General features: G+C 36.3%; 28 protein-coding genes and 1 other RNA gene. 13 read left to right on the top strand and 16 right to left on the bottom strand.

Annotation, left to right across the window (positions count from 1 at the left end; all coding sequences use genetic code 11):
* Positions 1 to 198 precede the first annotated feature (198 nt).
* The gene (locus tag B0X80_RS20685) at positions 199 to 348 is read left to right on the top strand and encodes an FMN-binding protein (RefSeq protein WP_139345282.1); all 150 of its coding nucleotides are present in this window, start codon (positions 199 to 201) and stop codon (positions 346 to 348) included.
* Positions 349 to 362: 14 nt separating this feature from the next.
* The gene (locus B0X80_RS02610; RefSeq protein WP_175623858.1) at positions 363 to 1,256 is read left to right on the top strand and encodes an FAD:protein FMN transferase; all 894 of its coding nucleotides are present in this window, start codon (positions 363 to 365) and stop codon (positions 1,254 to 1,256) included.
* A 188-nt stretch (positions 1,257 to 1,444) separates the two neighbouring features.
* Here B0X80_RS02610 and tadA read toward each other — a convergent pair whose 3' ends face one another.
* Genes tadA through B0X80_RS02595 form a run of 3 tightly spaced genes read right to left on the bottom strand, consistent with a single transcriptional unit; the run spans position 1,445 to position 3,776 of the window.
* Positions 1,445 to 1,984 (bottom strand): tRNA adenosine(34) deaminase TadA, encoded by a 540-nt coding sequence (tadA, locus tag B0X80_RS02605; RefSeq protein WP_077338250.1) that lies wholly within the window; start codon positions 1,982 to 1,984, stop codon positions 1,445 to 1,447.
* Positions 1,981 to 3,135, bottom strand: a complete 1,155-nt coding sequence (gene hemW / locus B0X80_RS02600) for a radical SAM family heme chaperone HemW (RefSeq protein WP_077338249.1) — start codon at positions 3,133 to 3,135, stop codon at positions 1,981 to 1,983. Before hemW ends, tadA begins: the two co-directional genes overlap by 4 nt.
* A gap of 35 nt (positions 3,136 to 3,170) precedes the next feature.
* On the bottom strand, positions 3,171 to 3,776 hold the full coding sequence (locus tag B0X80_RS02595; RefSeq protein WP_077338367.1) for an XTP/dITP diphosphatase: 606 nt from the start codon (positions 3,774 to 3,776) through the stop codon (positions 3,171 to 3,173).
* 109 nt (positions 3,777 to 3,885) lie between these two features.
* Here B0X80_RS02595 and B0X80_RS02590 point away from each other — a divergent pair, with 109 nt between their 5' ends.
* A complete protein-coding gene (locus B0X80_RS02590) occupies positions 3,886 to 4,788 on the top strand; it encodes an EamA family transporter (protein WP_077338248.1) in 903 nt (300 codons plus the stop codon).
* A gap of 79 nt (positions 4,789 to 4,867) precedes the next feature.
* Here B0X80_RS02590 and B0X80_RS02585 read toward each other — a convergent pair whose 3' ends face one another.
* The 4 genes from B0X80_RS02585 to B0X80_RS02570 form a co-directional block, all read right to left on the bottom strand.
* Positions 4,868 to 5,305, bottom strand: coding sequence for a DUF4426 domain-containing protein (locus B0X80_RS02585; protein WP_077338247.1), 438 nt, complete (start codon positions 5,303 to 5,305; stop codon positions 4,868 to 4,870).
* Between the two features lie 72 nt (positions 5,306 to 5,377).
* Entirely contained in the window at positions 5,378 to 5,926 is a 549-nt protein-coding gene (locus tag B0X80_RS02580) for a YggT family protein (protein ID WP_077338246.1), read from the bottom strand.
* 38 nt (positions 5,927 to 5,964) lie between these two features.
* A complete protein-coding gene (gene proC, locus B0X80_RS02575; RefSeq protein WP_077338245.1) occupies positions 5,965 to 6,777 on the bottom strand; it encodes a pyrroline-5-carboxylate reductase in 813 nt (270 codons plus the stop codon).
* 62 nt (positions 6,778 to 6,839) lie between these two features.
* Positions 6,840 to 7,517 carry a YggS family pyridoxal phosphate-dependent enzyme gene (locus tag B0X80_RS02570; protein ID WP_077338244.1) on the bottom strand — a complete coding sequence of 226 codons (678 nt, stop codon included), beginning with the start codon at positions 7,515 to 7,517 and terminating at the stop codon, positions 6,840 to 6,842.
* A gap of 71 nt (positions 7,518 to 7,588) precedes the next feature.
* Here B0X80_RS02570 and B0X80_RS02565 point away from each other — a divergent pair, with 71 nt between their 5' ends.
* The 4 genes from B0X80_RS02565 to B0X80_RS02550 all read left to right on the top strand — a co-directional run bounded on the left by B0X80_RS02565 (position 7,589) and on the right by B0X80_RS02550 (position 10,763).
* Positions 7,589 to 8,635 carry a type IV pilus twitching motility protein PilT gene (locus B0X80_RS02565; RefSeq protein WP_077338243.1) on the top strand — a complete coding sequence of 349 codons (1,047 nt, stop codon included), beginning with the start codon at positions 7,589 to 7,591 and terminating at the stop codon, positions 8,633 to 8,635.
* 38 nt (positions 8,636 to 8,673) lie between these two features.
* Positions 8,674 to 9,804 carry a PilT/PilU family type 4a pilus ATPase gene (locus B0X80_RS02560; protein WP_077338242.1) on the top strand — a complete coding sequence of 377 codons (1,131 nt, stop codon included), beginning with the start codon at positions 8,674 to 8,676 and terminating at the stop codon, positions 9,802 to 9,804.
* Positions 9,805 to 10,080: 276 nt separating this feature from the next.
* Positions 10,081 to 10,368 carry a type I toxin-antitoxin system antitoxin YafN gene (gene yafN / locus B0X80_RS02555; protein ID WP_175623857.1) on the top strand — a complete coding sequence of 96 codons (288 nt, stop codon included), beginning with the start codon at positions 10,081 to 10,083 and terminating at the stop codon, positions 10,366 to 10,368.
* Positions 10,365 to 10,763 carry a type II toxin-antitoxin system YafO family toxin gene (locus tag B0X80_RS02550; protein ID WP_077338241.1) on the top strand — a complete coding sequence of 133 codons (399 nt, stop codon included), beginning with the start codon at positions 10,365 to 10,367 and terminating at the stop codon, positions 10,761 to 10,763. Before yafN ends, B0X80_RS02550 begins: the two co-directional genes overlap by 4 nt.
* Before the next feature lie 20 nt (positions 10,764 to 10,783).
* Here B0X80_RS02550 and ruvX read toward each other — a convergent pair whose 3' ends face one another.
* The 4 genes from ruvX to rsmE are packed head-to-tail and all read right to left on the bottom strand — an operon-like array spanning position 10,784 to position 13,634.
* Complete coding sequence (gene ruvX / locus B0X80_RS02545) at positions 10,784 to 11,224, bottom strand: Holliday junction resolvase RuvX (protein ID WP_077338240.1); 441 nt, start codon at positions 11,222 to 11,224, stop codon at positions 10,784 to 10,786.
* Positions 11,225 to 11,278: 54 nt separating this feature from the next.
* The gene (locus B0X80_RS02540) at positions 11,279 to 11,833 is read right to left on the bottom strand and encodes a YqgE/AlgH family protein (protein WP_077338239.1); all 555 of its coding nucleotides are present in this window, start codon (positions 11,831 to 11,833) and stop codon (positions 11,279 to 11,281) included.
* A 52-nt stretch (positions 11,834 to 11,885) separates the two neighbouring features.
* Positions 11,886 to 12,839, bottom strand: coding sequence for a glutathione synthase (gene gshB, locus B0X80_RS02535; protein WP_077338238.1), 954 nt, complete (start codon positions 12,837 to 12,839; stop codon positions 11,886 to 11,888).
* A 33-nt stretch (positions 12,840 to 12,872) separates the two neighbouring features.
* Positions 12,873 to 13,634, bottom strand: coding sequence for a 16S rRNA (uracil(1498)-N(3))-methyltransferase (gene rsmE, locus B0X80_RS02530; protein WP_077338237.1), 762 nt, complete (start codon positions 13,632 to 13,634; stop codon positions 12,873 to 12,875).
* Positions 13,635 to 14,190: 556 nt separating this feature from the next.
* Between rsmE and B0X80_RS02525 the strand changes: the two genes are divergently transcribed.
* The 5 genes from B0X80_RS02525 (at position 14,191) to B0X80_RS02505 (ending at position 18,671) form a co-directional block, all read left to right on the top strand.
* The gene (locus B0X80_RS02525) at positions 14,191 to 15,723 is read left to right on the top strand and encodes a hypothetical protein (protein WP_077338236.1); all 1,533 of its coding nucleotides are present in this window, start codon (positions 14,191 to 14,193) and stop codon (positions 15,721 to 15,723) included.
* A gap of 273 nt (positions 15,724 to 15,996) precedes the next feature.
* Positions 15,997 to 16,233, top strand: a complete 237-nt coding sequence (locus B0X80_RS02520) for a type II toxin-antitoxin system ParD family antitoxin (RefSeq protein ID WP_077338235.1) — start codon at positions 15,997 to 15,999, stop codon at positions 16,231 to 16,233.
* Positions 16,233 to 16,529, top strand: coding sequence for a type II toxin-antitoxin system RelE/ParE family toxin (locus B0X80_RS02515; RefSeq protein ID WP_077338234.1), 297 nt, complete (start codon positions 16,233 to 16,235; stop codon positions 16,527 to 16,529). The genes B0X80_RS02520 and B0X80_RS02515 overlap by 1 nt, the downstream gene beginning before the upstream one ends.
* Positions 16,530 to 16,818: 289 nt before the next feature.
* The gene (locus B0X80_RS02510) at positions 16,819 to 17,529 is read left to right on the top strand and encodes a transposase (protein ID WP_077338233.1); all 711 of its coding nucleotides are present in this window, start codon (positions 16,819 to 16,821) and stop codon (positions 17,527 to 17,529) included.
* Positions 17,530 to 17,765: 236 nt separating this feature from the next.
* Positions 17,766 to 18,671 (top strand): hypothetical protein, encoded by a 906-nt coding sequence (locus tag B0X80_RS02505; protein WP_077338232.1) that lies wholly within the window; start codon positions 17,766 to 17,768, stop codon positions 18,669 to 18,671.
* A 9-nt stretch (positions 18,672 to 18,680) separates the two neighbouring features.
* Here B0X80_RS02505 and B0X80_RS20680 read toward each other — a convergent pair whose 3' ends face one another.
* Entirely contained in the window at positions 18,681 to 18,857 is a 177-nt protein-coding gene (locus B0X80_RS20680) for a S26 family signal peptidase (RefSeq protein ID WP_425439686.1), read from the bottom strand.
* Positions 18,858 to 18,973: 116 nt separating this feature from the next.
* Between B0X80_RS20680 and B0X80_RS02500 the strand changes: the two genes are divergently transcribed.
* Entirely contained in the window at positions 18,974 to 19,210 is a 237-nt protein-coding gene (locus B0X80_RS02500; RefSeq protein ID WP_077338231.1) for a hypothetical protein, read from the top strand.
* Between the two features lie 546 nt (positions 19,211 to 19,756).
* Here B0X80_RS02500 and metK read toward each other — a convergent pair.
* From metK to B0X80_RS02475, 4 genes are all read right to left on the bottom strand, one after another.
* A complete protein-coding gene (metK, locus tag B0X80_RS02490; protein ID WP_077338229.1) occupies positions 19,757 to 20,944 on the bottom strand; it encodes a methionine adenosyltransferase in 1,188 nt (395 codons plus the stop codon).
* Positions 20,945 to 21,136: 192 nt separating this feature from the next.
* A complete protein-coding gene (gene murI, locus B0X80_RS02485; RefSeq protein ID WP_217697123.1) occupies positions 21,137 to 21,976 on the bottom strand; it encodes a glutamate racemase in 840 nt (279 codons plus the stop codon).
* Between the two features lie 98 nt (positions 21,977 to 22,074).
* Positions 22,075 to 22,258: non-coding RNA, 6S RNA (gene ssrS / locus B0X80_RS02480), on the bottom strand.
* 131 nt (positions 22,259 to 22,389) lie between these two features.
* Positions 22,390 to 22,701, bottom strand: a complete 312-nt coding sequence (locus tag B0X80_RS02475; protein ID WP_077338228.1) for a cell division protein ZapA — start codon at positions 22,699 to 22,701, stop codon at positions 22,390 to 22,392.
* Positions 22,702 to 23,046 lie beyond the last annotated feature (345 nt).

The following is a 23,046-nucleotide window of genomic DNA, read 5'->3' as shown; positions in this document are numbered from 1 at the left end:
AATTTGCTGTTTCAGTAATGCTTAGCGTAATATCTACTTGAGCCATGGCTGGTCAAAATTGGGGTTATGAGCTTTAATTAATTTTTAGAACGTATTTATCCGAAGTCTTTAACTAAGGCTTTTGAACAAATCACGAGTCTTAATGTTTTATTAGCACTTAAAAAACAAAAAAAATCAGAAGGTTACGGTAGTTAAATTATGCCCCTAAAATGGCGAGCGCAATTTCATAGGGAAAACAGCAATAAATTTTTGAAACAATATAAGCAGATTAAAAATATATCAGGTGCTACACTATCGTGTCGTTATGTAACAGATGGCATTAATCGATTAAACGAAACTTGGAAGTAAGCACTCAAATTACTGTGACACTAAATCAATTAGAAAGATGTAAAACATTACTCGGAACCTTTGTTGAAATTGAATTAAAAGGCGAGGTAGCAGACGATGAACTTATTGCATTGTCTGAAGTATTGTTTGATGAAATAGAACGCATTGAACAAACACTAAGTTTCCATAGTGAAACCAGCGAACTTACATCTTTAAATCGACAAGCTTTAAGTTTAGCTAATCGGTTTGAACAGAGTGGTCAAACTTTATCAATCGCCATTTCCAAAGATTTAAATCGAGTGCTGTCTTTTGCACTCGAGTTGAATAAATTTACCCGTGGTTTATACGACGTAACCGTTGCGCCTAGCTTAATTTTAAATGAACAATTACCCAATCATTTATCGTTAAATGTAACAAGCCAAAATTGTATTTTAGCCTTTGGTAATAGCAGTAATATGAGTTGTAAAGAAAGTGTGGTGCATATTGATAAACCTTTATGTATCGACTTAGGTGGAATAGCCAAAGGTTATGCGGTTGATTGCGCGTTAAGTAAAGTACCTGCACACATTTATTGTCGTATTAACGCAGGAGGCGACCTAGCAATAAACCAGTGGAAAAATGAAGAAGTTGCACTGCAATACAATAAACGTAGTACGGCATTAAGAAGTGTAAAAATGCAAAATAGTGCGTTAGCTACATCAGGTAATTATCACCGAGAAAATAAGTCAGCTATTATTCAGCCTTCAACAGGGAAGCACGTTAAGTTTAAAGGCAGTATGTCGGTGTTCTCTTCTCAAGCTATGTTGTCAGATGCTTTAACAAAAGCGATGATTTTATCGTCGCGCTCTCAAAAACGAAAAATGGCTAAATATTATAATGCGCAAGCGATAAAAATTAATCGTTTAGGTTTTGTTAAACTTTACTATTAAGATCTTTTATTGTTTCCGGAATTATCCAAACCTGCCTTTAACTCTTTTCTTACTCAAGTTTTAAAAGTTCTAATCGTGAATTGTTTTAGTCTTGTTCAATTGACCTGTTAGCCATTTCTTCAGAAAATATCTGTTCATTATATAAAACGAAGTCTCGCATAGCTGATAAAAGCGTAGGAACATATGCCTTAGGTATTTTCATTATCTATCTTATCTTGCTTCTTTTTCGCCTTTATCTCGGCTCTTCTTCGTTTAAAAAAAGCAGACAGCAGGGCACTACATTGTTCTGCTAACACGCCTTTTGTGGTTTCTATTTTATGATTATGCTTTTCGTGATCTACCAAGTTAAACGCGCTACCAGCTGCACCTGTTTTTAAGTCGTTGGCTGCAAAGACTAAGCGTTTTATTCTGCTGTGTACCAATAAACCAGCACACATAGGACAAGGTTCAAGAGTCACGTACAAAGTACAGTCAATTAAGCGGTAGTTTTGTAGAGCTTGGCCTGCTTGTTTTATGGCGAGCATTTCAGCATGGGCTGACGGGTCATTTAAGGTGATTGACTGATTAAAACCTTCGCCAATAATTTTACCGTCGGCTACAACTACAGCACCTACAGGAATTTCGTTAATTTGCTCTGCTTGTTGCGCTAGCTCGTAAGCGCGCTGCATAAACTTGATGTCAACTTCGTGTTGATCTTGGTCGTTATGGTGAGTGACTTTTGCTATCATAAAAACATCTCAAGTAGGTCGTTTAAATAACGGTGCCCAAGTAAGGTGACTTGCCATGTGGTGTTGTCTTTATTTGGGCTTTGCACTAAACCTTTTTGCTGAGCATTGTTCAGTATAGGTAATACGGTGTTTCGGTTTAAACCGGTATAAGCTTCAAAATCGTCTAAGCTGAATTCTGCACACAATCTGAGTACATTCATCATGTATTCGAAAGGTAGTTCGCTTTTATCGACCGGATTTAGGTGGTCTAAATGTTCGCGCTCTTTATCTAAATAGCCTTTAGGATGCTTTACTTTTACGGTGCGAAATATTTGTTGCTGCTCGATATCAGTAATTTTACCGTGTGAGCCACAGCCAATACCTAAATAGTCGCCAAATCGCCAATAGTTAAGGTTGTGTTTACATTGGTATTCTGGTTTGCTGTACGCTGATATTTCGTATTGTTTGTAACCTGCATCTTCAAGCAGTTTTACGCCTTGGTCTTGAATATCCCATAAGGTTTCGTCAGCCGGTAAAGTAGGGGGCTTTGAATGAAATGGCGTATTAGGTTCAATGGTTAATTGATACCAAGATAAATGAGTAGGATTTAAGGCTATGGCGGTTTTTAAGTCGTCTAAAGCGTTGTCTAACGATTGATTAGGTAAACCGTGCATTAGATCTAAATTAAAACTTTTTACGCCACAAGTTGTAGCAAGTTCTGCGGCACTTTTAGCTTGTTGGCTATCGTGTATTCTCCCCAGTTTTATCAGCTTGTCTGACTCAAAACTTTGCACACCTATAGATAAGCGTGAAACCCCTGCGTTAAAAAAGCCAATAAACTTGTCGGCTTCTACCGTGCCGGGGTTGGCTTCTAAGGTTATTTCAATGTTTGCGTCGTGTGTAAATCTTGATAACACTTGCTCTAACATTAATTTAATTGCTGGCGCTGAAAATAAGCTGGGTGTACCACCACCAATAAATATGGTGTGTAGTGGTCTGTCGCTTAAGCTAAAACGTTTTATGTCGGCGTCTAAATCTTGTAAGAGTTGCTCTACATATTCGGCTTCAGGAATTTCATTTTTTAGTGCATGAGAATTGAAGTCGCAGTACGGACATTTTTGTACGCACCATGGGATATGAATATATAACGATAACGGTGGAGCTTTAAGCACAGAGAAATTTCCTGATAGGTATTAAATTGATTAAGTTATTTGGCTTGGCGCTTTGCTGCTAGCTCTTTTACTAATATAGCAAGTGCTTTTCCACGGTGGCTTAATTGATTTTTTAATTCACGCGGAAGCTGGGCCGAGGTCATTTTATGATCTTCTTGCCAAAAAATAGGATCATAACCAAAACCTTGTTCACCTAATTTTTCGGTGATTATGCTGCCTTCCCAAACACCATGACAAATAATAGGTGTTGGATCGTTAGCGTGTTCCATATATACCAATACACAATGAAAACGTGCGCTGCGCTCAGCTGTAGGTACGTTTAATAAAGCTTTTAATAGTTTGTTGGTGTTGTCGCTGTCGGTCGCATTTTCACCTGCGTAACGTGCTGAATATACACCGGGTTCGCCATTTAATGCGTCAACTTCTAATCCAGAGTCGTCTGCAATAGCCGGTAAACCGGTAATTTTTGCGGCATGACGCGCTTTTATTATGGCGTTTTCAACAAATGTTGTACCTGTTTCAGGTACTTCAGGTACATTAAAATCACTTTGAGGCACTATCTCAATAGTGTGTTGTGCTAGTAAGCTAGAGAGCTCTTTTACTTTACCTTGATTACCTGTTGCTAAAACAACTGTAGACATGCTTTTACCTTTGAACTGTGTAGTGTTTTTTAGTTGCATGGATCATACAATATAATCCTAACCATGTATTGAATTAGCTCCACCTTTTCATTTTTTCATAAGGACTGACATGTCATTTAAAGACACCCTATTAGGTTTACTCATTATTATTATTTGGGGTATTAACTTTGTAGTTATTGCTTGGGGGCTTGACGGATTACCGCCATTATTAATGGGCGCTTTACGTTTTGCTTTAGTATTTTCTGTTGGCTTTTTATTTGTTAAAAAACCTAATATTCCGCTTAAATGGCTGGCCGCTTATGGGCTTGTTATTAGTTTTGGTCAGTTTGCCTTTTTGTTTAGTGCTATGTCGTTGGGTATGCCCGCAGGATTAGCGTCTTTAGTGTTGCAATCTCAAGCGTTATTTACGTTAATTTTTGCGGCGTTGTTATTAAAAGAGCAAGTTAAGTCAGCTCAAATATTAGCAATGTTAGTTGCTGGTTTAGGTTTATACACCATAGCTAGCACGGGTGAAGATACTGCCATGACAGGTATCGGCTTTATGTTAACGATTATGGGCGCGTCTTGCTGGGCGCTAGGTAATATTGTTAATCGTGTTATCAATAAACGAGGATTTAAACCCGGAGTAGACTTAGTGATATGGTCTGCTTGGATACCGGTTATTCCTTTTGCTATATCAAGCTATTTTATTGAAGGGCCTGATTTAATTATTGAAAGCTTAATTGGTTTTAATTGGGTGTCGTTTTTGTCTTTAGCTTATTTAGCTGTTGCTGCATCAATTGTTGGCTATAGCTTATGGAGCCATTTACTTGGGCAATATCCAGCGGCACAAGTTGCGCCTTTAACCTTAGGTGTACCTATTGTGGGTATTACCGCATCTGCTTTCTTTTTGAATGAAACTATTTCTACAACACAGTGGGTAGGGAGTGCTTTGGTGTTATTTGGTTTAGTGATTAATGCGTTTGGAGAGAAACTAACGGTAAAGTTAGGGTTAAAAAAAGCGAGAATTTAATATTCTACTTTCAAACATGTAATAAAAAGGAGAGATATACAGATTATACTCTTCTCCCTTTTTATTGTGATATCTGCCTTTAATCTACATAAAATTTTTGTTTAAACTTGAACGACTTATTACCTGTGCCGTCATTTATCGTAACATCAAAGTAGTAGGTTTCTTCATCTGAATAAGTGACTTGAGCTAAATAGTAAATAGCATCGCCTTCGGTAACTTCTTCAAACTCTAAAGTTTTAATTTGGCCTAGATCATTTCGAGCTTTAGCTGTAATAACCACATGTTTAGCGGGTTTACCTTCTTTACTGTTATCGAGAACAGATATATTGATTACACCATTGTATCGACTACGTTCAATACCATAAGCTTTAGCTATTTTAGGTGTTAAAAACGTGGCACCAAAAGCCATGTAATGTACGTCTAAATGTTCTAATTTCTTCATGTTCTCAGCATGTGCGTTAAGCATAAATACTGAGGTGATGATTAATAAGGTTAATCTTTTGATAAATTTTTTCATGAGTGATTCCTAAAGCAGAAGGTTAAATTATATTTAACCTTTATATCGCCAGTCTACTTTTGTTAATAAAAGTTAAAGCATTGCCCAGTATGGGATCCAACCTGATAGTAATATATTAATAACATTCAATAATAAAAATGCAGCTAATATTGATAAATCTAAGCCGCCGATAACCGGTACTATGTTACGAATAGGGCGTAATACCGGATCTGTAAGTTGCTGGAAGATAACTTGTGTTGGATTATAACCTTGTACCACCCAACTCATTAACGCCATAATTAACATGATGATAAACAATAAAACGCCTGTTTGTTTTATTAAATATAACGCACCTAAAATTAACGCGGATACAATATTTATACCTGCGCCATTTATTAAAGGAATTAAAACAAATTTTAATGACGCTACGATAAAAGCCAATACGATTGTCGCAACGTCTACACCACCAAATCCTGGTATAATTTTACGAAAAGGGATAACTAATGGGTTACTTACTTTTACTACAAATTGGCTAAGTGGATTGTAAAAGTCGGCACGTACAAGTTGTAACCAAACACGTACGATTAAAATCATGAGTATTGTGTCGAATGCAAAGTCGAGTAAAAAGTTAATTGCTTGCATTTATTTCTCCGGTAAAAGTCATTTAAATAAATTGATGGTTATGAGTTAGCAAGCTCTTGAGCTCTGGTTATTGCGGCGTTCATCGCTGTTGCTACAAGTTCTGGTAATTTACCTTCAGTAAATTGTAGAAGTGCTGCCTGCGTAGTACCACCTTTAGAGGTAACATTGGTGCGAAGCTGGCCAATTTCAACCTCAGGGTTATTAACTACCATGCTTGCAGCGCCTATAGCGGTTTGTTGTACAAGTAGTCTACTTTCTTTTGCTGAAAAACCTAGTGCTTTCGCTTGTTCTTCCATGGCTTCCATAAATAAGAAAAAATAAGCAGGGCCTGAACCTGAAACTGCGGTAACTTTGTCTATACCTGCTTCGTTTTCAAGCCAAATGTATTGACCCGTACAAGCAATAATACTTTCAACATTCGCTTTTTGTTCGGTAGTTACAAATTCATTGGCGAATATACCTGTCATGCCTAAACCAACTTGAGCTGGTGTATTTGGCATAGTGCGCACAATCGCTGTGTTTGCCTGTAAAGCTTGTTGAATATTTTTAAGTAAACACCCTGCGGCAACTGAAACAAAGCATTTATTTTCAATATTCGCGTTATCTGCAATGTTTTTACATACTTCAACAATAAGGTGAGGTTTTACACCCAAAATAATCGTGTCGGCAAAAGCGACGGCTTCAAGGTTATCAGCGGTATTTAAAATATTGTACTGCTTGGAAAGCGCTTCACGTTTTGCTGGTGAAGGATTGGTGACCATAATGTTTTTAGGGTTGATGCCGTTTTTTACTAAACCGCCAATGATGGCACCATTCATATTGCCTGCACCAATAAATGCTATTTTTGTCATTACTGTTCCTGTTATTAATTTTAAATTGTTAAGGCTGCTAAGATAGTTAACCTGAACTGAGGTTATTTATCTCTAGCACCAAATATTGCTGTACCTACGCGCACCATGGTTGAACCAGACATTATCGCTTGCTGCATATCATCAGACATTCCCATTGATAAGGTATCTATTTGAGGATAGGTTTGTTGTAGGTTTAAAAAAAGTCGCTGCATTTCATCAAACGTTTCGCTTGAAGCATTTTTTTCAGGTATTGCCATAAGGCCTCGTAAGGTTAAATTATCGCAATTGTTAACAAATTGAGCTAACTCTGGTAAATCGTTTGTTAATACTCCCGACTTACTGTTTTCATTACTAATATTGATTTGTAAACAAACGTTTAGTGGGGTATCTTGATGACTTCTCTGGTCGTTCAGTCGGCTGGCTATTTTGATACGGTCGACCCCATGAACCCATGAGAAATTTTCGGCAATTTGTCGGGTTTTATTCGATTGAATAGGGCCTATAAAGTGCCAACAAATATCAGATAAATGTGAGAGCTGTGCTATTTTTTCTACGGATTCTTGTACATAGCTTTCACCAAAATCTCGTTGACCTGCTTCATAAGCCTGTTCAATGAGTTCATTAGGTTTAGTTTTGCTTACAGCAAGTAAAGTCACTTCGTGAGACTTACGGTTTGATAGTTTACATGCTTGAGAAATTTGCGCTTCAATTGCAGCGATATTATCTTTAATGAGTGTCATATAAATTGTTTCAAATATTTAATTTAATTATTCGAGCAACGCTTCGAATTATTTATAGCTAAGAGGTCTGTATGGATATTACCGAATTACTTGCATTTAGTGTTGAAAATAATGCATCAGATTTACATTTATCAACGGGTACGCCACCTTCAATTCGTGTTGACGGTGATGTAAGAAAGCTAAATATACCGGCCTTTGATGCCGCAGACGTTAACGCGTTAGTTTATGATATTATGAACGACAAACAACGCAAAGACTACGAAGAAAAACTAGAAGTCGATTTTTCATTCGAAGTTCCAAATTTAGCACGTTTCAGGGTAAATGCTTTTAACCAAAACCGTGGGCCTGCCGCTGTATTTCGTACCATTCCAAGTAAAATTCTTTCTTTAGATGATTTAGGTTGTCCTGATATTTTCCGAGATATTGCTGATACGCCTCGTGGCTTAGTATTAGTTACAGGGCCAACTGGTTCGGGTAAGTCTACTACGCTAGCGGCAATGGTTGACTACATTAATGGTAGCAAACATGATCATATTCTTACCATTGAAGATCCAATAGAATTCGTACACGAAAACAAAATGTGTTTGATTAACCAACGTGAAGTTCATCGCGATACCTTAAGCTTTGAAGCTGCACTTCGTTCAGCACTTCGTGAAGATCCAGATGTTATTCTTGTTGGTGAGATGCGTGATTTAGAAACCATTCGATTAGCCATGACCGCAGCAGAAACAGGTCATTTAGTTTTCGGTACCTTGCATACAACGTCTGCACCTAAAACCATTGACCGTATTATTGATGTATTTCCAGGTGAAGAAAAATCTATGGTGCGTTCAATGTTATCTGAATCTTTACGCGCTGTTATTTCACAAACTCTTATCAAAAAAGTAGGCGGTGGCCGAGTGGCTGCTCATGAAATTATGATTGGTGTTCCTGCTATTCGTAACTTGATCCGTGAAGATAAAATTGCGCAAATGTATTCAGCAATTCAAACGGGTATGTCGCACGGTATGCAAACCATGGATCAATGTTTACAAAACTTAGTGAGCCGTGGATTAATTACACGTGAAGCAGCAAGAGAAAAAGCGGCAGACAAAAATCAATTTTCACAAGGTTATTAATCTGAGTGATCACTAAACGAATGAACTAGGGCGTTTAAATGAATTTTAATCAATTATTATCAAAAATGGTCGCTTCAGATGCGTCTGATATGTTTGTTACCGCTAAATTACCTGTTAGTGCAAAAATTAATGGTGAGTTAGTTCCTATTGATGAGCATGTATTAACGGCGGCTGAATCGTTAGGCTTAGTTCACGATGCTATGACAGATAAAAACAAACGCATATTTGAAGAAGAGAAAGAGTGTAACTTTGCTATTTCTATCGACAGCATTGGTCGTTTCCGTGTATCAGCATTTTGGCAGCGTGACATGGCAGGTATGGTTGTACGTAGAATTGTAACTGATATACCAGAAGCTGATGATTTAGGTTTACCGTCTGTTTTAAAAGATGTGGTTATGTCTAAACGTGGCTTGGTGCTATTTGTTGGTGGTACAGGTACAGGTAAATCAACTTCAATGGCGGCGTTAATTGGCTATCGTAACAAAAACTCTCACGGTCATATTTTAACGATAGAAGATCCGGTGGAATTTGTTCACGAACACCAAAAATGTATGGTAACTCAGCGTGAAGTAGGGCTTGATACTGAAAGCTTTGATGCTGCGCTTAAAAGCTCATTACGACAAGCACCTGACGTTATTTTGATTGGTGAAATTCGTAACCGAGAAACCATGGAACATGCGTTAAGTTTTGCTGAAACAGGGCATTTATGTATTGCGACTCTGCATGCTAACAACGCTAACCAAGCGATTGACCGTATTATGCATTTAGTACCTGCTGATCAACATGGCAAATTACTCTTTGATTTAGCCTTAAACTTGCGTGGTATTATTGCACAACAGCTTATTCCTACTACCGATGGTAATGGGCGTGTAGCGGCAATTGAAATATTATTAAACTCGCCATTTATTGCTGAACTGATTAAAAAAGGTGACATAGGCGGTATTAAAGAGGTAATGCAAAAGTCTAAAGAATTAGGTATGCAGACTTTCGACCAAGCATTATTTGATTTATACCAAGCGGGACAAATTAACTATGCTGATGCATTGCATCATGCCGATTCACCAAATGATTTACGCTTAATGATCAAATTACGCAGTAATGATCAAGGAGGGTCAGGTGCACTTGCTGGCGTAACTTTAGCAGGATTAGAGCCTGAAGATGATTTTTAGGTAGATTGTGTTCTAAAGATCCGAAGCTATATTATTTTGATTAACCTCAACTTGGGTTAATTAGTTTCAGTTTCGGATTTTTCATTTAAACCTCGATGCTTACCTTATTTATTATCCCCATTAAAAGATTTACACAGTCTAATGTTATAGCCGAAAAGCTCTAAGCATTGATAATGCTGCTTATGAATATCTACAGAATTTGATTTTAAAGTAATTAAGCGTACAATTGATTGTGTACTTAATTAAGTACGTAATTAATATATTTAAAGGTGCTTTATGGCGATTCAATCTATATTGGCTGAAAAAACAGTTTCTGTAACGGAATTAAGAAAAAAACCTTGCGACTATTTTATAGATGAGCCCGTCGCTGTTTTATCTAATAATAAAACGGCGGGCTATATGATTAGTGCTGAGCTATATGAAAAAATGGTAGGGCTTATTGAGTTACAATCTAAGGCTTCACGCTTTCGTCCTTCACATGAGCGATTAACACAAATTGCTGAACATGGTAGCGCAAGTTTACTTGCAGCATCAGAGGTTGAGCTAGGAGACTTTGCTGAGTGATACGTGTTTTTAAAAGTAGTATTATTCGTCAAATATTGAATGATGAAGAGATGGAGGCATTAATTCATGACTTTAAACGCTACAAAATTACAGGTAATGCACCTAAGCACTTTGGTCGAGATGTATTTTACGACCACCCGAATACTATACCTATTGTTTTAGCTGAAGAAATTCAGCATATTCACTTGGGTAGTAAAAATAAGCCTCTCCCGATTAAGAAAATACAATTTCACCAAACCAGTGATATTCATCTTGTTTATTGCCAAGGTGTATTGAATGATAATTGCTATTTATTGATGACAATTTTATCTCCTGACGCGCATGAACAAGCTAAATCAAGAGATATTATGTATAAACTTGGTGTGATGGCTGAAAAATTCAGAAATTTATATTAGCAAAAAATGTTTTAATAGAATTACCCATACATAGATTCAAAATAGCTTTCGATAATAAGCTTAGCTGATTCTGCATCGATATTATCTTTCTTAAGGTTTTTATAGCCACCTCGAGCAAAAAGCTGCTCTTTAGCATCTGCTGTGGTTAAACGTTCGTCTTGATATTCAACGGTTATGCCAAACTTTCCAAACATTCGTCTACCAAACTTTTTAGCATCAAGGGTAAGTTGTTGCTCTGATCCATCCATATTTAGCGGTAAGCCAACTACAATGTAATCAGGCTGCCATTCTTTTAAATATTGATTAATGTTATCCCAATTAGGAATACCATCGTTGGCTTTTACACTGCCTAGTGGGCTTGCACTTCCTGTTATTTCTTGTCCTACAGCAACACCGATATATTTTTTGCCGAAGTCAAAACCAATAACTGTGCGTTGACCAATAGGGTTGTTCTTTGCCATAAATGTTCATTTCCAAAGGGTATGTTATTTTGTGAAGGAGGCTATCGCAATTTTTTATGCGTGACCTACATCGTTTGAAAGGTGAGCGATATCTATACCAAGTTTTTCAGTAGCTTTTTTCCAGCGTTGTTCAATGGGAGTATTAAATAAAATATCGTTATCGGCATCTATGGTTAGCCAAGAGTTTTCTTTTATTTCTTCTTCTAATTGCCCTGGGCTCCAGCCAGCATAACCTAAAGTGACTAAAAACTTTTCTGGTGCGCTTTCAGTCCCTAAAGCCATAAGTATATCTTTAGAGGTGGTGATCATAACGTCGCTACTTAGCGCTAAAGAGCTTTGCCAGCCCTTTTGTGGGCTATGTAATACAAAGCCTCGTTGTGTCGATACTGGGCCGCCTGTGAGTACTTTTTGATTCATTACAGGGTTTGATCCAACATCTGCCTCAATATGTTCCAGTAGTTCGTTTAAGGTCATATTTATTGGCAAGTTGATAATTAGCCCCATCGCGCCTTCATCATTGTGTTCGCATACATAAATAACGCTTCTATTAAAATAAGAGTCGTTTAATGCTGGCATCGCAATAAGGAGTTGGTTTTCAAAATTAATCATAGTGTTAACTTATCTTTTTGTTAGTCGCGTAGAGCTATTTTTTCTATTAAAGTTATTTAGTTCGAATGTTTTCTTCAATAGCATCCATTAATTTACCACTAATATTAATTGGGTAAGCGGCTTCTATTTCTCGAATACATGTTGGGCTAGTTACGTTTATTTCTGTTACTTTATCGCCTATTACGTCTAAACCAACAAAGTATAACCCGCGTTTCTTCAATTCAGGACCAATCGTATCAGCAATGAGTTTATCGGTTGGGCTTAGTGGTCGAGCTTCACCGCGTCCACCTGCGGCTAAATTACCACGTGTTTCACCTTGTGCTGGAATACGCGCTAAGCAATAAGGCATAGGTTCACCGTTTACAATAAGAATACGTTTGTCGCCGTCGGTAATTTGCGGCATGTATTCTTGCACCATAGCATATTGGCTACCGTGGTTAGTAAGTGTTTCAAGTATTACACCTACGTTAGGATCGTTAGGACCTATTCTGAAAATAGATGATCCGCCCATGCCGTCAAGCGGTTTGATGATGATGTCTTTTTCTTCTTGATGAAAATCACGAATTAACTTGCTGCTGCGGGTAACTAAGGTTCTAGGCGTTAAATCAGCAAACCATGCGGTAAATAGTTTTTCGTTACAGTCGCGTAAACTTTGTGGCTTATTAACAATAAGTGTACCTTCAACTTCAGCTCTTTCAAGCATGTAAGTGGCGTAAATAAACTCAGTATCAAACGGAGGATCCTTACGCATCAATACTGCGTCTAGTTCACTTACGGCAATATCTTTAGCTTCTTCTAAATCATACCAGTGCTCAGGGTTATCATATACTTTAACTATGCTTGCTGAAGCGCGACATTGACCACGGTCTAGATAGAGGTCATTCATTTCCATGTAATAAATTTCGTAACCACGTTTTTGCGCTTCAAACATCATTGCCATTGATGAGTCTTTTTTCACATTTACTTGTGAAATAGGATCCATTACTATGCCAAGTTTTATTGTCATTTTACTTCCTAATTTAATTCGTTATTTATAACTTTATTTGATGTCGCCGTAACGACATTGTAAAGCGGTAATAGCTGTTAAAGCTGCTGTTTCTGTTCTTAGTACACGCGGCCCAAGTAATACATCAATAAAGCCTGAGTCGTTTGCTTGTGTAATTTCATCATCATTCAAGCCACCTTCAGGACCAATTAATAACCTTACACGGTCATTATCATTGGGTAAATTCATGATGGAGTGTTGTGCTTTGGGATGCAAATTTAGCTTTAAGGCTGAGGTTTCTTGGGCTAACCATTCATTTAATTGAATAGCCGGCTTAACAATAGGAACAACACAACGACCACTCTGTTCACATGCACTAACTACTATTTTTTGCCATTGGTCTATTTTTTTTTGTAATCGTTCGCCGTTAAGCTTTACTCCACATCGTTCAGTAAAAAGTGGGGTAATGGTATTTACGCCCAGCTCAACTGATTTCTGTAAGGTAAAATCCATACGGTCACCTCGTGAAACACCTTGACCAAGATGAATGTTAAGAGGGGATTCGACTGATTTTTCGATAAAGCTTTTAATCAACACTTGAGCACTTTTTTTGCTTACATTAACAAGTTCACCTTCATAATCGCCATATTTAGCTGGGCTGCTATCATCACTCAGGTTTATACCATTAAACAGAGTGACACTATCGCCATTTTGTAAACGCAGTACACGAACGGTATGACCAAAAGCGTCATTGTTTAAGTCAACGGTTTCGCCAATATTAAGAGGCGTATTTTGATAAATTCTAGGGTTTCGCATGTTTATATTTATACTCAAGAGGTACTGTATTCGACAGTGAATTTACGTAATTACTTTCATTTACTTTAACTAAAAATAATTGATGTAACCAAGATAGGGGCAAACAGGCTTTTTTTCAATGAAGAACTGTAGGTAATAACTAAAGGAGTATCAAATAAATACTTTATGCAAAGGTTCAGGATTATACCAACCGTACTTATCGCTTGGAAAAACATCTAAAGCAAGGCAGACTAAATATAAATTGCTACCTAAACAAAAAGTCAATACACCTTTATTAATAGAGATTCGTTTATCTTAATAAAGGTTAGTCTATACAATGATATTTTAAGTAACAAGTTGAACAACTAAATAGGGCGCTCTTGAGAATATAATAGAGGAAACTCGATAGTATGGCTGAAATGTATTTAATTTGACTTTAGCTATTTTTAAAATTTATAAACCATTAAATGAGTTTTATCGTATATCTTCGAAAGCAGTTGATCAACTTATCAAAGATCAAATTTCCCCTAATTTTATAGACAATATAAAAAACAAAATAATAGTGATGGATTAATTAATGTATACCGTAACAATTGAAGAATTTGAAAGTACCGCTTGGCCGTGTGTAAGCGATGAGCTTTATATTAGAACACGTAACTACATATACCAGCAACACGAGGGTAAATGGCTACCTGCGCAAAATAGATTTTCATTGGGTGATCATCAAGAATTACGTTACTTGTTCAATTCTTTTTGGTCAAAGTATGAAGAAAACAATATAAATATGTATTCTTACTTACCAATTCAGTCAAAACCCTATAAAGATGTAAATACCTTACAAGGTCTTTTTTTGGAAGGTGTATTGTTAGATGAAAACCGACTAGACTACATTGCTCTTGAAGTGATTAATCGAAAAGACTTTTTAGTTATTGGTAACTTAAAAGAACCAGAGCCGAGTAAGCGTATTTTATTTAGTTTGATGGATACAATAACCCAATATAATAATCACGTAATAGTACGAGGTATATTTGAGAACGCATCACTCACCTGTTTCGACAAAAATTTAACTAAAGTGTGGGAAACACCTCTAGAGTATTCTCGTAATGGCAGGAGAGGCTTAACTGGCGAGCCGCAATTGTTTGATAATATTATTTACTTAAATATGCCTGAACGTATAAGTCACCAAAAAATCCCTACCCCCATGGAAATAGGCGCATTTTCTGCTGATACTGGCGAGGCATTATGGAAAGACACTCTACCTTGCTGCGTACGTAATGCTGATTTACACGGCAACGAAGTATTTATTGCCAGCGAATACTTTTTACAAATACGTGATGTTACTACAGGCAACGTGGTATGGGAGCTTGAGCCTTTTTGGGAGGCTGATGAAATACCGCACCATCTATATCCATTAAGCGGTAACGACTTACTGATTAACTTTCAGTTTAAGGGGAAGGCTCTTATTATTGATAGGGTTAGTAAAATCATTAAACAAACCATTATATTCCCTGAAAAAAGTGGTTATTGCTTTACCACTCTCTCGTTACCAATAAAACTGTCTAATACACAATGGTTTTGGGATACAGAGTTCTTACACTTTACGCAAAACTCACGTAATTCAGCCGTTGTTACTATTGATTTAGACAATACGAATAATATTACCCAAGGAAGTGATAGCCCAGCTGAAATTAGCCAAAAAAATACACTTAGCGAGGGTGATACCGAATCTACTATTTTACATACCGACGTTATTCTTAAACCTAGACCAAAGCATAAATTAAAGGGAAAAACAGTAGAAAGTGGAGAAAAAGAATATTTTCTTGAGATGACCCATCACGATCTTGATGAAATTGTGCGTTATTGCATCATTATATTGTCGAACTTTGCTCATGAAAAAGGCAGAGCAGGTCAATCCAGTAAGCCAGACAGAAAGCACAACGGCAATATTCATGTAACAATCAATAAAGCGGCAATAGTTACTGATAAAGCCGACAGCGAAGTTAAAAAGCATTTACAAAATATTAAGGTAGTTAGCGAGCATACATTTGAAAGACTTGATATTAAGTCGGGTAATAATAGTGAGTTTCTCATTGACGTTCAGCTTGTATGAACAATGTTTAAGTAATGCTTAAGCATTGAAATATCAAAGGGTCAGCTTTGCAATTGAAACTCTCTATCAAAAGATATTGAATCACAAATTATAGAGCTGCGAGAAAGCACCAAATCACCAATGGAAATGCTAAAATTGCCAAAAACCTCGGTCTAGGTACCGGCACTGTACAAAGAGTTATCAAAGAAATAACAGATAATGCTAATGAATAGGTCAAATCATTGACATGCTTTTATGGTGTATTAGAATGTAATACAATAAGAGAGGTGATTTATGCAAAGAAATACCAGTGTTACATTAGGAGATCATTTGGGAGGGTTTGTTGAAAATAAAATTCAACAAGGTAGGTTTGAATCAACGAGTGAAGCTGTGAGGGCAGGTCTTCGTCTTCTAGAAGAGCATGAAACAAAATTAGACTTATTAAGACAGAAACTTTCAATTGGTGAAGCACAGCTTGATCGAGGGGAAGGCGTTGATGGTGATAGTTTTATGCAAGAACTGATCGGATAATGGCACAATTTATTTTATCGCCTGAAGCGCAAAATAGTTTGAAAAGTATTCGGGCGTATTCCATTAAAAGTTTTGGTACTAAGAGAACTAAAACTTACCTCCTGAGCATTCGAGAGCGATTTAATGAACTAGCAAACAATCCATTACAAGGAATATTAAGAGACGATTTAAACGTTGGGTATTACAGTAATTTTGTAGGCTCACATACAATTTACTATCGAGTGAATAATACCCATATAGATATTATTGATGTGTTGCACCAATCAATGGAACCATCTAAACACATTAAGAGTTAGTTAATCATATAGGAAAAAGGTAAAACTTAACCTTGATGAAAAGTTGTCACTTAAATAATCAAGGGGTCAGCAAACTTGATTTAGAAAGAGTAAAGCATACAAAAATCCAGTTAGTTGACCCTTTAACCTGCAAGTATTGATATAAAGGGTTTGTAAATAGTTGAGAAATAAAAGGGGTCAGAGTTAAATTAAAAGAAATAAAAGGGGTCAGTGAAATAAAAGGGGTCAGAGTTAAATTAAATGCTATAATTATAGCATTTAATTTACAATCAATAATGGATGTTGGTTAATGCCAAGAAAATTAAGGGTTTCTTTAGCCAATGTTGCTGAGCATGTCATACAGCGTGGTAACAATCGCCAAGCTATTTTTGCTAACGAAGATGATATGAAGGCATACCTAGCATGGTTAAAGCAATACGCTAAAAAATATGAAGTAAAAATACATGCGTGGGTTTTTATGACCAATCATGTTCATTTATTATGTACGCCCTCAAGTGGTACAGGTATATCTTTAATGATGCAATCCTTGGGACGAATGTATGTGATGTACTTTAATAAAACATATAAACGTTCGGGTACGTTATGGGAAGGTCGCTATCGTTCTTGTTTAGTTCAAAATGAAGTTTATTTATTAGAGCTTTATCGTTATATAGAATTAAATCCTGTAAGAGCAGGTATAGTTGATGAGGCAAGTCAGTACAGTTGGTCTAGTTATCATTGTAATGGATTGGGTAAATTAAGTGACTTAGTTACTCCCCACGCGCTTTATTTATCAATAGCACAAGACCAAGACAAAAGACTTTTTGAATATCGAGCATTATTCTCACGACATGTTGATATAAAATTAATTGATAATATTAGAAAAGCGACAAGTAAAGGTTTAGCTTTAGGAAATGATAAATTTAAAGAAACGATAGAAACATTAAGTGGTAAGCGTGTAACTGAGAAAAAGCGAGGTAGAGCTCTAGGTTGGAGAAAAAACAAAGAAACGGGTATTTAAATTAACTCTGACCCCTTTTATTCTCTTTTATTCTTTTATTCTTTTATTTTGACCCCTTTTATTTTATTTTCTTTTATTTTATTACAACAAAAATGCTCTGGTTTGACTAAAGATAGAGTTATGCTGAGAAATACATACAGTTATTTCAAACAATTACTTGAATATGTGGGTTCAGATGAAGCATTAGAGTTTTACGAAGATCTAAAAAATATTGACTAATAAAATAAGAGGGCGTGATGAGTCTTGAAGCAATAGATACTAGTTTCTGGTTAACAAAAGATAAAGCGTGGGTACAAGCCCGTAAAGATGAATGGCCTAGTATTGAGGTAATGTTAAGTCAAAAAACTAAAAAAGCACTTAATATTATCAAACAATATTACCTTAAGGGTAAAATGCCTAATTGGCAGGCGTTAAAAGAATGGGAAAATCATGATAGGCACTTAGACCTATTCTGTTTTTTATGGCTTCACCCTTCGAATGATGAGGCTATTTTATATTCGCTTTATCGAGAATATATGACTTCAGATCTCATTCAAGAAACGGATGCAACAACAGGATATAGTCTATTCAAGAGCTCACAGATTCAGACAACTACGACTCGTTTTAAAACCATGGAAGGCTATCGTTTTCCTTATCTTGATGGTAAAGGGGTAACGCTTTTTAATGTGCTTTATAAGGATACTGACTTCGCTGGTGTTCAAATGCGTAAACAATTAAAGAGTGTTGAGCGTTTTCAGCGAGAAGGGCAGCGTTATCTTACTGCAAATGGTTATCAAGATTTATTTACATTTGGAAAATGGCTTTGTCTAGACGTTTTTTTACCCGGCCATGAAGGTTTTTTATTACAGTATGAACAACCATTTGAATGGTGGTATTTGAGCTGTAAAAATGATGATGGAAACTTCTTTAATGATGAGTCGCAAGGCTATGATGCAAGGAAAATGATTCGGGACGGGGGGTATAAAGCGCTTTATAATATCCATTACTTTGATACCGAAAAAGAAGGCGATACTTGCCGTACACGCTTTGTACATAAAATACGAAAAGTGCTTGATGAGCGAGAGTTTATCGCCGACTTTAAGCAGATGTGGCTAGACGTTAAGGCAGGTAATATTGAAGTAGAAGATGCTTGGCAGTGGTAGTGCCTTAATTTAATTCACTTCCTGTAACCAAGAGTCTTCTTCAATATGCTGCTTGTTATCTATACCAAGCAGCACTATATTCACTTTTCCTACAATATTTGTTCGCTTTATACCGCCAAAACGTCTGCTGTCGTGACTAGCTGAACTGTTATCTCCTAATACGTAAAATAAACCGTTCTGCTCTATTTCACCTTCAGGCCAGTTTGCAAAAATAAAAGGGGTCAGAAAATAAAAGGGGTCAGAGTTAAATTAAATGCTATAATTATAGCATTTAATTTACAATCAATAATGGATGTTGGTTAATGCCAAGAAAATTAAGGGTTTCTTTAGCCAATGTTGCTGAGCATGTCATACAGCGTGGTAACAATCGCCAAGCTATTTTTGCTAACGAAGATGATATGAAGTCATACCTAGCATGGTTAAAGCAATACGCTAAAAAATATGAAGTAAAAAATAATCAAGGGGTCAGCAAACTTGATTTAGAAAGAGTAAAGTATACAAAAATCCAGTTAGTTGACCCTTTAACCTGCAAGTATTGATATGAAGGGTTTGTAAATAGTTGCGTCGAAGGAGGATAAACAGAGTAATATTTTTACTATATTGTATCTACTCGCTATTCACAGTTATTCACAGTTATTCACAGTTATTCACTTTGCATTGTTATATTCATCATTATGTAATGAATTAAGCTTTTGGTTATGAATGAGGATGAATAGCAATGGCATTATAATAGGCCTTTACGGGCTAAAAATATTACACAACAATTAACCAGTGGTTTATTCAATCGTCTTGCGTATTTAGGACAAAGACGAATTGGCAAAACCATGTTTTGCTAAAAGACTTAACGCCAAGCTTAATAAAAGCTGATTGTGTTCTTGTGTATATTTCACTGTGGAGTAATAAAAATTCGCCACAAAAAGAAATAATCAATAAATTACAAATGTCGTTACAACAGTCAGGTAAAAAAAGTACTTTGCAGTCTGTGCTTACGGCAGAAGTTCTAAGTTGAAAGCCTGTATAAAGATAATGTTACAGGCATAAAAAAAGCTTTCAATATGAAAGCTTTTTCAGAGATTAAGTGAGCATTACAAACCAGCAGAGCGACGTAAGTCTTCAGCTTTATCTGTTTTTTCCCAGCTAAATGCAGTAAAGGTATCTTCGCCTACTGTCATTTCAAATGGTTCTCTACCAAAATGGCCGTAAGCCGCTGTTTGTTGGTACATTGGGTGTAACAAATCTAGCATTTTTGTAATACCGTAAGGGCGTAAGTCAAAATGCTCTCTTACTAACTCTACTAGTTTTTGTTCAGACACTTTACCAGTACCAAAAGTATCGATTGAAATTGAAGTAGGCTCTGCAACACCAATTGCATAAGAAATTTGAATTTCACAACGGTCAGCTAAACCTGCAGCAACGATGTTTTTAGCAACATAACGACCAGCGTAAGCTGCGCTTCTGTCTACTTTTGATGGATCTTTACCAGAGAATGCACCACCACCATGACGAGCCATGCCGCCATAGGTATCAACAATAATTTTACGACCTGTTAAACCACAATCGCCAACTGGACCACCAATCACAAACTTACCTGTTGGGTTAATATGGTATTTAGTGTCTTTTGTTAATAATTCAGCAGGAATAACGTGCTTAATAATGTTTTCCATTACCGCGTCGTGTAAATCTTCCTGTTTAATTTCAGGGTTATGCTGAGTTGATAAAACAATGGTATCAATCGAAACGGGTTTATTATCTTCATAGATAAAAGTTACCTGAGATTTAGCATCTGGACGTAACCAAGGTAAAACACCTGATTTACGTGCTTCAGCTTGGCGCTCAACTAAACGGTGAGAGTAGTATAAAGCTGCAGGCATTAAGGTTTCAGTTTCGTTCGTGGCGTAACCAAACATTAAGCCTTGGTCTCCAGCACCTTGATCTTCAGGTTTTGCACGGTCTACACCTTGAGCAATTTCTGGAGATTGTTGGCCAATTAAATTCATAATGCCACAGGTTTCACCGTCAAAACCAACATCTGACGAGGTGTAACCTATATTGCTAATAACATCACGAGTGATTCTTTCTAGATCAACCCATGCTGTTGTCGATACTTCACCAGAAATAATAGCAACACCAGTTTTAACCATAGTTTCACAGGCAACACGCGCGTGTTTATCTTGTGTGATTATTGCGTCAAGTACAGCATCAGATATTTGATCTGCAATTTTATCAGGATGGCCTTCAGATACTGACTCTGAAGTGAAAAAGTGTTTAGACATAAAACCTCAATAAGTTAATCGGTTACGTATTTCTCTTAATTAAACCTAAAATAAATTATGTTTAATTTAGTCGAACTATAAGAAATTAGCGTATTAATCGGGTGAAAATTTTTGCTAAGTTTACCTGTTTACAGATTAACTTCATAGAATTATTTACGCCTAGACGGCTAAACGTCTTAAATTTATAAAAATTTAAAAGGGTGATAACTTGACAGGAGTGTTTAATAACGTAGACATTATTGAGATTAATTCGCTGTTAGCCTGTGAACTAAAAAATTGATATTGCAGCTGTTTGTTAGAAAAACAGTGGGTGTTAGCTATTAATTGATGTTGAATAAGTTGGCGCTTAAGTTGCTCTGTAACAGGTAAAGCCGTTTCCATTATGGTGATTTGGTTATCAACCAAATGTTTAATTTTATCTGAAAAGAAGGGGTAATGGGTACAGCCTAAGACAATAGTATCTATATTTTCTTTTAAAACCTCTAAAAGGTAACCTTTTAGTAAATGTTCAAACTTAATTGAATGAAGTTGATTGTTTTCTATAAGTTCTACCAATCCAGGGCAAGGCTGAATATGCACGTTTGAGTCTGACTTGTGTTTATCAACTAAAGCTAAAAAACGCTTATTTTTAGCCGTTGCTTGTGTCGTTAAAATTGCAATATTTTTACTCAGTGCTACCGCGGGTTTTATGGCTGGTTCTACACCAATAATAGGAATAGAAACACGCAGCCTTAACTGGTCAATAGCAATAACTGTTGCGGTATTACAAGCAATCACAATTGCTTTGCAGCCTTTTTTTATTAGTGCATCAGCAATGACATTAACTCGTTCAATAATTTCATCATCAGATTTGTCGCCATAAGGCGCATACAAAGAATCTGCAATATATATAAGCTGCTCATTTGGTAACTGTTCCTTAATACACTTCAAAATAGACAAGCCACCTAAGCCAGAATCGAATATGCCAATCGGTTGATTTGAGTGATCCTCAGGTTGAATTTGTGTGTTTAACGTTTTTTTAGTTACAGTCATAGAGACAAAGTTATTAAATGAATATTTATGAATAATAGGGAATATTGTAAATTAAAAAGAAAAGAATAAGTACAGGGATATTGAGTAGAAGTAAAATGAGTGTTTCCAGGATGCCGCAGCTAACTTCAGCCCATGAACACCGGATGCTCAGGGCGGAAATATCATAAAAAACCGTAGGCTTCCCGATACGAGCCGGGCTTGCACAATAGAGTTTAATCAATTTCCTGAATTAAAACTTATCGGCTCAGGGACATAGTCAACATACAAACACCCTGAAAACATCTTTAGTATAGCTAAAGTTTGTTAATGTATTAAGTCATTAATTGTAAATGAGTGTTAAGTGTTGTTTATTTGGACTTTTTAAATGTTTTTTATACAAAAATATATCAGAGTTTTGATGTTTAAGAGTTTAATTAGGTAGGAGCTTTTTCAGTAGGTATTAACGCTTGTTCAATTGTAGATTGTAAAAGTTCTATTTTACTTTCTAATACGAGTTTTTCTTTTTCTGCAGCTTCTTGTGCTTTTAATAAGTCGTAAGATAAGTTTAATGCCGTCATCAACATAGATTGTTCAAGAGAAGAGTTTGCACAGGTTTTATCGTTAGCTTTAGTAAAACGTAAATTTAATTCTTGGGCAGCAGCAAGTAATGCGCTTTCTTCCCCTACAGGGCAGGCGATTTTCAGTGATTTATTCGCAACGTTAATTGTTAGAGTGTTTGGGCTCATTGTTTAGTATCTCGCTTTTCCATTTTTGCTTACCCTGATCATGGAGAGTATACCTATATTTAAAATTTAAGCTTATTAAAAATGATCTTGTAATACCAAGTCCATTAAGTTTTTTCCCACTCAGCGAGAGTTAAAAGGCTTAGAGGCAAGGCATTGATTGAAGAGAATGGTTATTCCCTTGTCAAAATCAATAACGCCGCATATAAGCCTTTTAAACTCGCCCTTGGGAGCTCATTAGCAAACTTATAACGGCACAAAATTAATGAAATATAGAATAACTATGTTTAAATAATTTTGCTTGTTTTAAGCTCGCTAATGTAGCTCTGAGTTGAGAACAAACTTAAT

The organism is Pseudocolwellia agarivorans, assembly GCF_002000085.1.
In the GTDB taxonomy this organism is placed as follows: domain Bacteria; phylum Pseudomonadota; class Gammaproteobacteria; order Enterobacterales; family Alteromonadaceae; genus Pseudocolwellia; species Pseudocolwellia agarivorans.
Note: the sequence above shows the minus strand (reverse complement) of the source record. Positions and strands in the feature narration are given on the sequence as shown.